General features: G+C 70.6%; 12 protein-coding genes. 10 read left to right on the forward strand and 2 right to left on the reverse strand.

What is annotated here, in order from left to right:
• Positions 1–182: 182 nt before the first annotated feature.
• The 4 genes from ACIQJT_RS15180 to ACIQJT_RS15195 all read left to right on the forward strand — a co-directional run bounded on the left by ACIQJT_RS15180 (position 183) and on the right by ACIQJT_RS15195 (position 5,693).
• The gene (locus tag ACIQJT_RS15180; RefSeq protein WP_402643500.1) at positions 183–845 is read left to right on the forward strand and encodes a DUF3105 domain-containing protein; all 663 of its coding nucleotides are present in this window, start codon (positions 183–185) and stop codon (positions 843–845) included.
• A complete protein-coding gene (locus tag ACIQJT_RS15185; protein WP_053849697.1) occupies positions 842–1,459 on the forward strand; it encodes a DUF305 domain-containing protein in 618 nt (205 codons plus the stop codon). The genes ACIQJT_RS15180 and ACIQJT_RS15185 overlap by 4 nt, the downstream gene beginning before the upstream one ends.
• Before the next feature lie 143 nt (positions 1,460–1,602).
• Entirely contained in the window at positions 1,603–3,543 is a 1,941-nt protein-coding gene (locus tag ACIQJT_RS15190; RefSeq protein ID WP_402643503.1) for a protease pro-enzyme activation domain-containing protein, read from the forward strand.
• A 113-nt stretch (positions 3,544–3,656) separates the two neighbouring features.
• Positions 3,657–5,693, forward strand: a complete 2,037-nt coding sequence (locus ACIQJT_RS15195) for an NAD(+) synthase (RefSeq protein ID WP_365451112.1) — start codon at positions 3,657–3,659, stop codon at positions 5,691–5,693.
• A gap of 132 nt (positions 5,694–5,825) precedes the next feature.
• Here ACIQJT_RS15195 and panB read toward each other — a convergent pair whose 3' ends face one another.
• Positions 5,826–6,689 carry a 3-methyl-2-oxobutanoate hydroxymethyltransferase gene (gene panB / locus ACIQJT_RS15200; RefSeq protein ID WP_365451110.1) on the reverse strand — a complete coding sequence of 288 codons (864 nt, stop codon included), beginning with the start codon at positions 6,687–6,689 and terminating at the stop codon, positions 5,826–5,828.
• Between the two features lie 203 nt (positions 6,690–6,892).
• Here panB and ACIQJT_RS15205 point away from each other — a divergent pair, with 203 nt between their 5' ends.
• From ACIQJT_RS15205 to ACIQJT_RS15220, 4 genes are all read left to right on the forward strand, one after another.
• Entirely contained in the window at positions 6,893–8,479 is a 1,587-nt protein-coding gene (locus ACIQJT_RS15205) for an MFS transporter (RefSeq protein WP_365451108.1), read from the forward strand.
• Positions 8,480–8,580: 101 nt separating this feature from the next.
• Positions 8,581–9,204: a TetR/AcrR family transcriptional regulator gene (locus tag ACIQJT_RS15210; RefSeq protein WP_365451106.1), complete on the forward strand. Its 624-nt coding sequence runs from the start codon at positions 8,581–8,583 to the stop codon at positions 9,202–9,204.
• Between the two features lie 197 nt (positions 9,205–9,401).
• Positions 9,402–10,451, forward strand: coding sequence for an endonuclease/exonuclease/phosphatase family protein (locus tag ACIQJT_RS15215; RefSeq protein WP_365451104.1), 1,050 nt, complete (start codon positions 9,402–9,404; stop codon positions 10,449–10,451).
• A 101-nt stretch (positions 10,452–10,552) separates the two neighbouring features.
• Complete coding sequence (locus tag ACIQJT_RS15220; protein WP_365451102.1) at positions 10,553–11,773, forward strand: MFS transporter; 1,221 nt, start codon at positions 10,553–10,555, stop codon at positions 11,771–11,773.
• 54 nt (positions 11,774–11,827) lie between these two features.
• Here ACIQJT_RS15220 and ACIQJT_RS15225 read toward each other — a convergent pair whose 3' ends face one another.
• Positions 11,828–12,304, reverse strand: coding sequence for a hypothetical protein (locus ACIQJT_RS15225; RefSeq protein WP_402643510.1), 477 nt, complete (start codon positions 12,302–12,304; stop codon positions 11,828–11,830).
• A gap of 101 nt (positions 12,305–12,405) precedes the next feature.
• Here ACIQJT_RS15225 and ACIQJT_RS15230 point away from each other — a divergent pair, with 101 nt between their 5' ends.
• Together ACIQJT_RS15230 and ACIQJT_RS15235 are read left to right on the forward strand one after the other, a co-directional pair.
• Complete coding sequence (locus ACIQJT_RS15230) at positions 12,406–13,431, forward strand: ATP-binding cassette domain-containing protein (protein WP_365451098.1); 1,026 nt, start codon at positions 12,406–12,408, stop codon at positions 13,429–13,431.
• Positions 13,428–14,243, forward strand: coding sequence for an ABC transporter permease (locus ACIQJT_RS15235; protein ID WP_402643513.1), 816 nt, complete (start codon positions 13,428–13,430; stop codon positions 14,241–14,243). The genes ACIQJT_RS15230 and ACIQJT_RS15235 overlap by 4 nt, the downstream gene beginning before the upstream one ends.
• Positions 14,244–14,269 lie beyond the last annotated feature (26 nt).

The following is a 14,269-nucleotide window of genomic DNA, read 5'->3' on the forward strand; positions in this document are numbered from 1 at the left end:
GTACTGCTCTGCCGCCCATATTGCCTGCTCGGACTGACATACGTAATGCCCGGCCCTCCCCGTCTCACCGCGTGCCCCGGTTTCCCCTGGGCTCCCTGCCGGAAGGCACCCCGGTCCCACTACGATCAGCGGACCGATCGTCACCATCCGTCCCGCCCCTTTCCCCCAGAAGGACACACCTCATGGGTTCCGCCAAGAAGAGCACCGCAGCGGCACGCAAGGCGCGCATAGAGGAGATGCGGCGCGCCGAGCAGTCCCGGGAGCGCCGCAACCGGATCCTCACCATCGGCGCCGCCGTGGTCGTCGTCGCCGGTCTGGTCGTCGGCTCCGTCGTGCTGGTGCAGTCGCAGTCCGACGACGACAGCACCGCGGCCGACGGCAAGGGCAAGGGGCACTTCGTCACGGGCTCGGACGGCGTGAAGACCTGGAAGGGCACGCTGGGCCGCAACCACGTGACCAAGACGGTGAGCTACCCGATGGAGCCCCCGGTCGGCGGCGACCACAACCAGGTGTGGATGAACTGCAACGGCGACGTCTACACCAAGGCGATCGGCACCATGAACGCCGTGCACTCGCTGGAGCACGGCGCGGTCTGGGTGACGTACACCAGCGCGGCGAAGAAGGCCGACGTGGACGCGCTCGCGGCGAAGGTGAAGAAGACTCCGTACACACTGATGAGCCCGGACGACAAGCAGAAGGACCCGATCATGCTGTCCGCGTGGGGCCACCAGCGGACCGTGACGGGGGCGAGCGACCCGAACGTCGACAAGTTCTTCGAGAAGTTCGTGCAGGGTGAGCAGACGCCCGAGCCCGGCGCGGCGTGCACGGGTGGTCTGGGGCAGTGAGGTTCGCCGGAGTGGCCGTGGCCGTGGCCGGGGTCCTCGTCGCGGCCGGCGCGATCACCTACGCCGTGGCCGAGGACGGCGGATCGGACGGCACCCCGTCCGCCGGTTCCGCGGACGCGGGTTTCGCGCGCGACATGGCCGTGCACCACCAGCAGGCCGTCGAGATGTCGTACATCGTGCGCGACCGCACCAAGGACGTCGAGGTGCGGCGGCTCGCCTACGACATCGCGCAGACGCAGGCCAACCAGCGCGGCATGCTGCTGGGTTGGCTGGACCTGTGGGGGCTGCCGAAGGTGTCGGCCGATCCGCCGATGACGTGGATGGACATGGGTGACATGCCGTCGGCCGGCGAGGGCTCGCTGATGCCGGGCATGGCGACCGACGCCGAGATGAAGCGGCTGGGCACGCTCAACGGCAGGCAGGCCGAGGTCTTCTACCTCCAGTTGATGACGGACCATCACCAGGGCGGCATCCACATGGCGAAGGGCTGTGTGGACAAGTGCGCGGTCGGCGTGGAGAAGCGGCTCGCGCAGGGGATGGTCGACGCGCAGCAGTCGGAGATCGACCTGATGGCGGGGATGCTGAAGGAGCGGGGCGCGAAGCCGCGATCATAGAGGGTTAACCCTCGAACCAGCCTTTTTCATTAGGTTAATTGGTTTCTTCTTGGCATGCGCATTCCCCTTGCATGAACGGTTCGTCGCAAGAGTGGCCACACCGTCGAGTGATCACTCGCGACGAACCGCATCCAGGGGGTTCCATGAGATCCAACCGCGCCAAAGTCCGCGCCGGAGTGAGCATGGCGGCGACGCTGCCGATGCTCGCGGGCGCGCTGGCGCTCGGTATACCCGCGGCCCACGCCGCGGACGGCCCGGCCCGTGACACGCTCGCCGGGACCAAGCCCGCGTGGGCCACGGCCAAGGCCGACAAGGGCGCCGCCCCGGACAGTTCCCAGGTCTCCGCCCGGGTCTACCTCGCCGGCAGGGACGCCGCCGGCCTCGCCGCCTACGCGAAGTCGGTGTCCGACCCGGCCTCGCCGTCGTACGGCAAACACCTGAGCGCCGAGCAGGCGCAGGCCCGCTTCGGTGCCACCAAGGCGCAGGTCGCCGCGGTCACGTCGTGGCTGGAGTCGGCGGGCCTGAAGGTCACCGGCACCACGCAGCACTACATCTCCGTCACCGGTGACGTGGCCGCCGCCGAGAAGGCCTTCGGCACCCAGCTCCACAACTACGCCAAGGGCTCGAAGACCTACCGCGCCCCGGCCAAGGCCGCCTCCGCGCCGGCCGGCCTGGACGGTGCCGTCCTGACCGTCACCGGCCTGGACAACGCCCCGCACAAGGCCAGCAGCAAGGACCAACTGCCGCCGCCGGACGCCGTGTTCAAGAACGCCGGGCCGTTCTCCTCGTACTACGGCTCGAACATCGCGAGCACGCTGCCCGACGCCTACGGCACGAAGATCCCGTACGCCGTCAAGGGCTACACGGGCAAGCAGCTCCGCGCCGCCTACGGCGCCGGCACGTACACCGGCAAGGGAGTGCGCGTCGCCATCACCGACGCCTACGCCTCCCCCACCATCGCCTTCGACGCGGCCACCTACGCGAAGAAGCACGGCGACGCCGCCTACACCACGGGCCAGCTCAAGCAGGTCCTGCCGAAGAACTACACGAAGACCGAGGAGTGCGGGGCGGCCGGCTGGTACGGCGAGGAGACCCTCGACGTCGAGGCCGTGCACGCGGTCGCGCCGGACGCGAGCATCACGTACGTGGGCGCCGCGTCCTGCTACGACGACGACCTGCTCGACTCGCTCAGCAAGATCGTCGACAACCACCTCGCCGACATCGTCTCCAACTCCTGGGGCGACATCGAGGCCAACCAGACGCCGGACCTCGCGGCCGCCTACGACCAGGTCTTCCAGTTCGGCGCGGTCGAGGGCATCGGCTTCTACTTCTCCTCCGGCGACAACGGCGACGAGGTCGCCAACACCGGTACGAAGCAGGTCGACACCCCGGCCAACTCAGCGTGGGTGACGGCGGTCGGCGGTACCTCCCTCGCCGTCGGCAAGGGCGACAAGTACCTGTGGGAGACCGGCTGGGGCACCGAGAAGGCCGTGCTGTCCGCGGACGGCAAGAGCTGGACCGGCTTCCCCGGCGCGTTCACCTCGGGCGCGGGCGGCGGCACCAGCAGGACGGTCGCCGAGCCCTACTACCAGAAGGGCGTCGTCCCGAACGCGCTCGCCACGGCCAACAACGCCGCCGGCAACCGCGTGGTCCCGGACATCTCCGCGATCGCCGACCCCAACACCGGTTTCCTGGTGGGGCAGACGCAGACCTTCCCCGACGGCTCGCAGCAGTACAGCGAGTACCGCATCGGCGGCACCTCGCTGGCCTCGCCGGTGATCGCGGCCGTGCAGGCGCTGGCGCAGCAGGCGGGCGGCGGCAAGGCGCTCGGCTTCGCCAACCCGTCGATCTACTCGAAGTACGGGTCCCGGGTGTACCACGACGTCACGGACAACCCGACGGGCTCCGGACTCGCGGTGGCCCGCGTCGACTTCACCAACGGCTATGACGCCACCGGTGGGACGAGCACCTCGGTCCGCAGCCTCGGCAAGGACAGCTCGCTGTCCGCGGTCAAGGGCTACGACGACGTGACGGGCGTGGGCACGCCCGCGAACGGTTACGTGCAGTCCTTCGGGCGGCACTGACCCGCCACGCGTGTGGGCAGGGGCCCGGTCCCGAAGGCGAGAACCTTCGGGACCGGGCCCCTCGCGCGTTCCCCCGCCCGCTATAGCGTCGCTCTGACGATTACACTGATCCTGTGACTGCCTCGAACTTCTGGTCCATCTATCAGCACGGGTTCGCACGCGTCGCCGCCTGCACGGGGCACACCGTCATCGCGGACCCGCCCGCCAACGCCGAAGCGGTGCTGCGCCAGGCGCGCCGGTGCGGTGAGGAAGGGGTCGCCGTCGCCGTCTTCCCGGAGCTCGGGCTGTGCGGCTACTCCATCGAGGACCTGCTCCTCCAGGACGCCCTGCTCGACGAGGTCGAGACCGCGCTCGCGGACGTGGTCACCGGGTCGGCCGACCTGCTCCCGGTGCTGGTCGTCGGCGCCCCGCTGCGCCACCGCAACCGGGTCTACAACTGCGCGGTGATCGTGCACCGCGGCCGGGTCCTCGGTGTCGTACCGAAGTCGTACCCGCCCAACTACCGCGAGTTCTACGAGCGTCGGCAGATCGGCGACGGCGCCGACGAGCGCGGCGGGTCGATCCGGGTCGGCGGGGCGAGCGTGCCGTTCGGCGTGGACCTGCTGTTCGAGGCGGCCGACGTCCCCGGTCTCGTGCTGCACACGGAGATCTGCGAGGACATGTGGGTGCCGGTGCCGCCCAGCGCGGAGGCCGCCCTCGCCGGCGCGACCGTCCTGGTCAACCTCTCCGGCAGCCCCATCACGGTCGGCCGGGCCGAGGACCGCAAACTGCTGTGCCGCTCGGCGTCCTCGCGCTGCCTCGCGGCGTACGTCTACGCGGCGGCCGGACTCGGCGAGTCGACGACCGACCTGTCCTGGGACGGCCAGGCCATGGTCTACGAGAACGGCGTCCTGCTGGCCGAGACGGAGCGTTTCCCGCAGGGCGACGAGTACGCGGTGGCCGACGTGGACCTGGACCTGCTGCGGCAGGAGCGGTTGCGGATGGGCACGTTCGACGAGAACCGGCGCACCCATCAGGCGCGCACCGGGGACTTCCGGACGGTGTCCTTCGAACTCGACCCGCCCGCGGGCGACCTGGGCCTCAAGCGCCGACTGGAGCGCTTCCCGTTCGTGCCCGCCGACGCCGGACGGCTCGCCCAGGACTGCTACGAGGCGTACAACATCCAGGTCGCCGGGCTCCAGCAGCGGCTCGCGGCGATCGGCGGCCCGAAGGTGGTCATCGGGGTGTCGGGCGGCCTCGACTCCACGCACGCGCTGATCGTGGCCGCCCGCGCGATGGACCGCGCCGGGCGGCCGCGCAGCGACATCCTGGCCTGGACCCTGCCCGGCTTCGCCACCAGCGACCACACCAAGGACAACGCCCACAAGCTCATGCGGGCCCTCGGCGTCACCGCGGCCGAGCTGGACATCACGCCGACCGCGCGGCTGATGCTGCGGGAGATGGACCACCCCTTCGCCTCCGGCGAGCCCGTGTACGACGTCACCTTCGAGAACGTCCAGGCGGGACTGCGCACCGACTACCTGTTCCGGCTGGCCAACCAGCGCGGCGGCATCGTGCTCGGCACCGGTGACCTCTCCGAGCTGGCGCTCGGCTGGTCGACGTACGGCGTGGGCGACCAGATGAGCCACTACAACGTCAACTCGGGCGTGCCGAAGACGCTGATGCAGCATCTGATCCGCTGGGTCGTCAGCAGCGGGCAGTTCGACGAGGAGACCGGCCGCATCCTCACCGCGATCCTCGACACCGAGATCAGCCCGGAGCTGGTGCCGGGCGAGGAGATGCAGTCCACCGAGTCGAAGATCGGCCCGTACGCGCTGCACGACTTCACGCTCTTCCACGTCCTGCGGTACGGCTTCCGGCCCTCGAAGATCGCCTTCCTGGCCTGGCACGCCTGGCACGACGAGAAGACCGGCGCCTGGCCGCCGAACTTCCCGGACGCCAAGCGCGTGACGTACGACCTGCCGGAGATCCGGCGGTGGCTGGAGGTGTTCTGCAAGCGCTTCTTCGCGTTCGCCCAGTTCAAGCGCTCGGCCATGCCGAACGGCCCGAAGGTCTCGGCGGGCGGCTCCCTCTCGCCCCGCGGCGACTGGCGGGCCCCGTCGGACAGCTCGGCGCGGGCGTGGCTGCGGGACCTGGAGCGGTTCGACTAGGCGGTGCCCGGGGGCCGTCCTCGACGTGGGCGACCTGCCCAGGAGCACGGTACGGAAACAGAGGGCGCCCCGCCGACGGGGGAAGATCGGCGGGGCGCTTGGTGCCGCAGTGGCTCTGAGGGGCCGTGGGGCCTAGTGGACGGAGTGCTCCTCCAGCGGGAAGGTCCCGCCGACGACGTCCTCCGCGAAGGCCTTCACCGCGCTGCCCATGACCTCGCGCAGGTCGGCGTACTGCTTGACGAACTTCGGGACCCGCCCGCCGGTCAGGCCGAGCATGTCGGTCCAGACGAGGACCTGCGCGTCGGTCTCCGGACCCGCGCCGATGCCGACCGTCGGGATGTGCAGCACCCGGGTGACCTCGGCCGCGAGCTCCGCCGGGACCAGCTCCAGGACGACCGCGAACGCGCCCGCGTCCTGGACGGCCTTGGCGTCCCGCAGCAGCTGCTGGGCCGCCTCCTCGCCGCGGCCCTGGACGCGGTAGCCCATGGCGTTGACGGACTGGGGGGTCAGGCCGATGTGGGCCATGACCGGGATGCCGGACTCGACGAGGAGCCGGATCTGCTCGTGGGAGCGCTCGCCGCCCTCCAGCTTGACCGCGCCGACGCCCGCCTCCTTGACCAGCCGGGTCGCCGAGCGCAGCGCCTGCACCGGGCCCTCCTGGTAGGAACCGAAGGGCAGGTCGCCGACGATCAGGGCGCGCGAGGTGCCCCGGACGACGGCCGCCGACAGCATGGTCATCTCGTCCATGGTGACGGGCACGGTGGTCTCGTACCCGAGATGGCAGTTGCCCGCCGAGTCGCCGACGAGCAGCACCGGGATGCCGGCCTCGTCGAAGACGGAGGCGGTCGTCGCGTCGTAGGCGGTGAGCATGGGCCACTTCTCGCCGCGTTCCTTGGCGAGGGCGATGTCCCGGACAGTGATGCGGCGGGTGCCCTTCCCCCCGTACAGCGTCTTGCCGTCGGAGGGCTTGGTGTGGGCAGCCGAAAGCTGCGTCATTGCAACGGCTCCTTACGTCATCTCGAGGCGCCCTCACGGCGTCCCCGGATCACCTCCATGGTGGCACCTCGTGCCAGTCAGGGCCAGGGGTGGTCGGTGTGACCGTTCCGGCACCCCTCCGGCGCCCCTTCGGCACGTAAGGTCTCGGCAAAGACTTACGATACGAGACGGTTCCGTATCGTAATGGGGCTAGTCTCGGACGCATGACTACCGCAGCCCCTGACTCCCGGGTACCGGAGGCGGTGCACCGGCGCCGCTGGGCGATCCTCGGCGTACTGATGCTGAGCCTGCTGATCGTGGTGCTCGACAACTCGATCCTGAACGTCGCGATCAAGACGATCTCGACTCCCGCGCCGACCGGCCTGGGCGCCACCCAGAGCGAGCTGGAGTGGGCGATCAACGCCTACACCCTGGTCTTCGCCGGTCTCCTGTTCACCGCGGGCCTGCTCGGCGACCGGCTCGGCCGCAAAAAGGTGCTGCTGGGCGGCCTGTTCGTGTTCGGCGCCGGTTCCGCCCTCGCCGCGTTCTCCGGCTCGCCGGACCAGCTCATCGCCTTCCGCGCGCTGATGGGCCTCGGCGCGGCGTTCGTCATGCCGGCCACGCTCGCCGTCCTGATGAACGTCTTCGAGCGCGAGGAGCAGCCCAAGGCCATCGGCATCTGGGCGGGCGGCGTCGGACTCGCCATCGCCATCGGACCGATCACCGGCGGGGCGCTCCTCGACCACTTCTGGTGGGGCTCGGTCTTCCTCATCAACGTGCCGATCGTGGTGCTCGCGCTCGCGCTGATGCTGTGGCTGGTGCCCGACTCCCGCGACCCGAACCCGGGCCGGCTCGACCCCGTCGGTGTGGTGCTGTCGGTCATCGGACTGGTCCTGCTCGTCTACGGCATCATCAAGGGCGGTCAGCTCGCCGACTTCACGGACGCGACCGTGCTGGCCACCATCGGCGCCGGACTCGCCGTCCTCGTCGCGTTCGTGGTGTTCGAGAAGCGCAGCGACCACCCCTCGATCGATGTCACCTACTTCAAGAACAAGGTGTTCTCGGCCGCGATCGGGGCCATAGGGCTGGTGTTCTTCGCGCTGATGGGTGTGACGTTCTTCTCCGTCTTCTACACCCAGAGCGTGCGCGGCTACTCGCCCTTGCAGACCGGTCTGCTGATGCTGCCGCTGGCCGCCGCGCAGCTCGTCTTCGCGCCGCGCGCCCGGCTGGTCGTCGACCGCTTCGGTTACCGGGTGACGACCACGGGAGGCATGCTGCTGATCGCCGCGATGCTGGTGGCGTTCGCCGTGCTGGACGCGGACACTCCGATCTGGCTCCTCGAGGTGATCTTCTTCCTCATGGGCACCGGCATGGCCCACATCATGACGCCGACCAGCGTGGTCATCATGCAGGCCCTGCCGCGTGAGAAGGCCGGCTCCGCGTCCGCGCTCAGCAACACCTTCCGGCAGGTCGGCGGCGCGCTCGGCATCGCCGTCCTCGGCTCGGTGCTCTCCACGGCCTACCGCAACGGCATCGAGTCCCACCTGGGCCCGGTTCCGGCGGGCGCACGGCACACCGCGGGCGAGTCCATCGAGGCCACGCTCGGCGTCGCCGCGAAGCTCGGCCCCCGCGGTGACGCCCTGGTCGGCCCGGCCAACGACGCCTTCCTGCACGCGATGCACGTCACCGCGCTGTGGGGAGCGGGCGTGGCCCTGGTCGGCGCCCTGGTGGTGGCCCTGTACCTGCCGGGCCGCCCGACGGAACGTCAGCCGGGCGAGGAGGAACAGGAACTGGTTCCCGCGGGCGAGTGACCCGAGGGGGCGGTGTCCGGCCGGCGACGGCCGGACACCGCCCCGCCGTCCCGCCGTGGAGCAGGGATAATCGCCTCATCGCACAGAGAGGACCAAGCGACGTGAGCGGCCTCGCGGAGAGTCAGTCCAGGCACACGGGGACCGTTCGGGGACGGCCCCGCAGTGAGGCCGTGGAGCGGTCCATCCTCGAGGCGGTCATCAAGCTGCTGGAGGACGGCGTGCCGCTCGCCGAACTGTCCATCGAGCGCATCGCCCGGACCGCGGGCGTCGGCAAGGCCACCATCTACCGCCGCTGGAACGGCAAGGAGGAGCTCTTCGTCGACGTCGTGCGCACCGCCGAGCCCCCGGACGCCGAGCTGCCCGGCACCTCGATGCGCGACGATCTCGTGGCGCTCCTGGAGCAGTTGCGGCAGCGCGGACTGATGACCCGCTCCTCGGCCCTGCTGCACAGCGTGTTCGCGCAGATGAAGAGCAGTCCGAAGGTCTGGGACGCCTACCACACGCTCGTCGTCGCGCCCCGGCGCCGCCAGCAGGTCGCCATCCTGCGCCGGGGACAGGCCAACGGCGAACTGCGCACGGACATCGACGTCGAACTGGTCAACGACCTGTTCATCGGACCCATGCTCTTCCGCACCATCATGCAGCCCAACGCCGCCCTGCCGGAGGGCCTGTCCGAACAGATCGTCGACACCGTCCTCGAAGGCCTACGCCCCGTCAGTTCCTAGTGTGCGCGTTTCGTCACAGAGGGCGCTTTCACCACCCCGACGGGGAACTCGTGAAGGCGACTTGTACGTCATCGCCCCCGTACGGTCGTCATGGGACGACGAGAGGGAAGCCGATCATCCCCTAGGGTCGTACGGGGTGTTTGAGACCTCGCGGCAGTGGGGCGAACGGCGTGCACGGCAGGTAGTGAGGCGACGGTATGGCGCAGCAGGCGTACGTGACGGAGACGGCGGACGGCGGCTCGGGATCCGAGCGCCGCAGAGACCGGTTCCGGCGTCTGCTCGGCCGCCCGTTCTCGGGGTGGCGCGGTGACCGCCGGATCTGGCGCCGCGGGATCGTCCTGGCCGCCCTCGCGGTGGTCGTCGCCCTGGTGATGCTGCTGCACGCGCAGATCCCGAACGCCATCGGCAACCTCGGCAGTCTCACCGAGACCTTCCTGCCGTGGCTCGGCCTGTTCGTCCCGGTGCTGCTCCTGCTCGGCTTCCTGCGCAGGTCCGCGACCGCGCTGATCGCGGTGGTGCTCCCGGCGGCCGTGTGGCTGAACCTCTTCGGCGGTCTGCTCACCGACAAGGCCGGCACCGGGGGCGACCTCACGGTGGCCACCCACAACGTCAACGCCGACAACGCCGACCCGTCCGGCACCGCCCGGGACGTGGCCGCCTCCGGCGCGGACGTGGTGGCCCTGGAGGAGCTGACCGCCTCGGCGGTGCCGGTGTACGAGAAGGCGCTGGCGTCGGCGTACCGGTACCACGCGGTCGAGGGCACCGTCGGGCTGTGGAGCAAGTACCCGCTGACCGGCGTGAGGGCCGTCGACATCAAGCTGGGCTGGACCCGGGCCATGCGGGCCGCGGTGGCCGCCCCGGACGGCCCGGTCGCGTTCTACGTGGCCCATCTGCCGTCCGTACGGGTGAAAATGGAGGCCGGGTTCACCGCCCGGCAGCGCGACAAGAGCGCCGACGCGCTGGGCGAGGCCATCGCGGACGAGAAGCTGCCCCGCAAGATCCTGCTCGGCGACCTCAACGGCACGATGAACGACCGCGCGCTGAACGCCGTCACCTCCCAGATGCGCTCCACACAGGGCGCGGCGGGCAGCGGGTTCGGCTTCAGCTGGCCGGCGTCGTTCCCGATGGCGCGGATCGACCAGATCATGGTGCAGGGCGTGGAGCCGGTGAGTTCGTGGACGCTGCCCGAGACCGGCAGCGACCATCTGCCGGTGGCGGCCCGGGTGGACCTCACCACCTCGTCGTGATCCGCGGCGGCGCTCGGAATACCGGGCCCGGGCGAGTTTGTTCCGTACTTGAACATACACTCGTACGGAACTCCGCTCTCCCCTGAAAGGCTCGGCACTCCATGCCCTTGGCCCTGCTCGCACTGGCCGTCGGCGCTTTCGGTCTCGGCACCACCGAATTCGTGATGATGGGCCTGCTGCCCGACGTGGCCGGCGACCTCGGAATCTCGATCCCGACCGCCGGGCACCTGGTCTCCGCGTACGCGCTGGGCGTGGTGATCGGCGCCCCGCTGCTCGCCGCGGTCACCGCCCGGATGTCCCGTCGCACGGTCCTCATCGGCCTGATGGCACTGTTCGTGGCCGGCAACGCGCTCTCCGCCCTCGCCCCCGACGAGCACTGGCTGCTCGCGGCCCGTTTCCTGAGCGGGCTGCCGCACGGTGCCTTCTTCGGAGTGGGCGCGGTCGTCGCCACGAGCATGGTGGCGCCGGAACGCAAGGCCCGTTCGGTGTCGCTGATGTTCCTCGGCCTGACCCTCGCCAACATCGCGGGCGTGCCCGTGGCCACCCTCGTGGGCCAGCACCTGGGCTGGCGGGCGACCTTCCTCGGCGTCAGCGCGATCGGCCTGGCGGCGATAGCCTCCCTGGCGCTGCTCATCCCGCACGACCACACGCACGCCCCGGCGGCGGGCCTGAGCCGCGAACTGGTCGCGCTGCGGTCGCTGCCCGTCTGGCTGGCGCTCGGCACCACGGTGGCGGGCTTCGGCGCGCTGTTCGCCGCGTACAGCTACATCACGCCGATGCTCACGGACGCGGCCGGTTACGCCGACTCCAGCGTGACGCTGCTGCTCGCCCTGTTCGGGGTCGGCGCGACGGCCGGCAACCTGGTCGGCGGCCGGCTCGCCGACCACTCGCTGCGCGGCACCCTGTTCGGCGGCCTGACCTCGCTGGTCGTGGTCCTGGCCCTGTTCCCGCTGCTGATGTCGGCGCAGTGGAGCGCGGCGGTCGCGGTGGTCCTGCTGGGCACGGCGGCCTTCGTCACCGGCTCCCCGCTCCAGCTGATGGTGATGGAGAAGGCGTCCGCCGCCCCCTCCCTGGCCTCCTCCGCCAACCAGGCCGCCTTCAACCTGGCCAACGCCGGCGGCGCCTGGATCGGCGGTCTCGCGCTCGCCGCGGGCCTCGGCGTGACGTCCCCCGCGCTCACCGGCGCCGCCCTGGCCGTGCTCGGCCTCGGGGTCGCGGCGGTGGCCGCCGTCGTGGACCGGCGGCGCGTGGCCACTCCGGCCGGCCGGGAGCGCGTGATCGCCTCGCACGTCCCGGAGCACGCGGAGGCGGCACACCGCTGAGCGGTCGTACGACGAAGGGGGGCGCCCGGTGATCACCGGGCGCCCCCCTTTCGCTCACCCCATCGTCTCCCGCGCCGCGTCCAGGAACGCCAGCCGGTTGGCCTCCAGGTGGTCCCGTACGCTCTCGCCCTCCGGCAGGCCCTCCCACACCGTCCGGTTGAGGTCGAGGAAGTGGGCGCGGGCCGCCCGGTGGACGGAGAGCGGGAACTGGACCCGGATGAGGCGCTCGGCCACCCACAGGCGGTTCATCACGTCGCTGGTCGTGACGAACCAGGGGTCGGTGTGCTCGTGGTCGGCGGGACGGGAGTAGGCGGCGCGTTCCGCCTCGGCGCTGACCTCGATGAAGCGTTCCAGCAGGGCCAGGCGTTCCGCGCGCCGGGCCTCCGAGACCGCGATGCGCTGCCGCTGCTGTTCGGCGCGTTCCGCCGACTGCTGCGTCCTGTGCTGGACGAGGTAGGAGAGCACGCCGCCCAGGGCGACACCGCCCAGCGATATCAGAGACACCCAGACCTGGCCCGACATGCGGGTCATCGTCGCACGACGATGGACCGGACGGGGTCTGTCGGTGATCTGCGGGCACCTGTAGGCGGCCTGTCGGTGGTTTGTCGGCGGGGGCTGGCACCGTCCTCGGTATGACGCGAATCGACAAGAACCCCAAGGGCGGGGACTCCGCCGTGTCCGTGCGGGGTCTGGTCAAGCACTACGGCGAGACCAAGGCGCTGGACGGCGTCGACCTGGACGTGCGCGAGGGCACCGTGATGGGCGTGCTCGGGCCGAACGGAGCCGGGAAGACCACCCTCGTACGCATTCTGTCCACCCTGCTCTCCCCCGACGCCGGCCAGGCCACGGTCGCCGGTTTCGACGTGGTGCGCCAGCCCCGGCAGCTGCGGCGCGTGATCGGACTCACCGGGCAGTACGCCTCGGTGGACGAGAAGCTGCCCGGCTGGGAGAACCTGTACATGATCGGGCGGCTGCTCGACCTGCCCCGCAAGGAGGCCCGCGCCAGGGCCGACGAGCTGCTGGAGCGGTTCTCGCTGACGGACGCGGCGAAGCGGCCGGCGAGCACCTACTCGGGCGGCATGCGGCGGCGGCTCGACCTCGCCGCCTCGATGATCGGGCGCCCCCAGGTGCTCTTCCTCGACGAGCCGACCACCGGTCTCGACCCCCGCACCCGCAACGAGGTGTGGGACGAGGTCAAGCGGATGGTCGGGGACGGCGTGACCGTCCTGCTGACCACCCAGTACATGGAGGAGGCCGAGCAGCTCGCCTCCGAGCTGACCGTGGTGGACCACGGCAAGGTCATCGCCGACGGCGCCATCGAGGAGCTCAAGGCGAAGGTCGGCGGACGCTCGCTGCGGGTCCGGCCCGTGGACCCGCTCCAGCTCCGGCCGCTCGCCGGGTGGATCGACGAACTCGGCATCACCGGGCTCGCCACCAGCACCGTGGACACCGAGAGCGGCACCGTCATCGTCCCGATCCTCAGCGACGAGCAGCTCACCGCCGTGGTCGGCGCGGTCACCGCGCGCGGCGTGACCCTCTCCTCCATCACCACCGAACTGCCCAGCCTGGACGAGGTGTTCCTGTCCCTCACCGGCCACCGTGCCAGTGCCCCGCAGGACGCCGTCCCCACCGACACCCGCGAGGAGGTCGCCGTATGAGTGCCGCAACCGCCACCACGATCGACGCCGACGCCCGGATCCCGCTGCGCGGGCACCTGCGGCACACCGGCGCCCTCGTCCGCCGCAACCTGCTGTGGATCCGTCAGGACCCCGAGTCGATGTTCGACGCCCTGCTGATGCCGGTCGTCTTCACCCTGCTGTTCGTGTACGTCTTCGGCGGCTCGATCGGACAGGCCCTGGGCGGCGGACAGGACGGGTACGTCCAGTACGTCATCCCGGGCATGATCGCGATGATGAGCATGACCCTGTCCCAGGGCGTCGGCACCGGCTTCAGCCAGGACTTCAACTCCGGTGTGATGGACCGGTTCCGGTCCCTGCCCATCGGGCGCGGCTCGGTGCTGTTCGCGAAGATCTCGGTCGAGCTGCTGCGCATGCTGTTCGCGACCACCGTGCTGATGATCGTCGCCGTGCTGGTCGGATTCGACATCGACCACTGGGCCGGGCTGTTCGCGGCGGTCGGTCTGTCCGCCGTGTTCGCCTCCTCGATCATGTGGGTGTTCCTCACCCTGGGGGTGATCCTGAAGAACGCGCAGTCCGTGCAGGCGATGGGCTTCCTGGTGCTGTTCCCACTCCAGTTCGGCTCGTCGATCTTCGCGCCGACGAACTCGATGCCGGGCTGGCTCCAGCACTTCACCGACTACAACCCGCTGTCCGCGCTCGCCGACGCGGCCCGCGGACTGATGGTGGGCGGCCCGGTCGCGCACGACCTGTGGGTGACGCTCGGCTGGTCGGCGGCGATCACGGCGGTGGCGGCACCGTACGCCATCCACAAGTTCCGCACGAAGAACTGACCGGACTGCGCCACCAGGCGTCGGTG

It is taken from the genome of Streptomyces sp. NPDC091972 (assembly GCF_044756385.1).
In the GTDB taxonomy this organism is placed as follows: Bacteria; Actinomycetota; Actinomycetes; order Streptomycetales; family Streptomycetaceae; genus Streptomyces.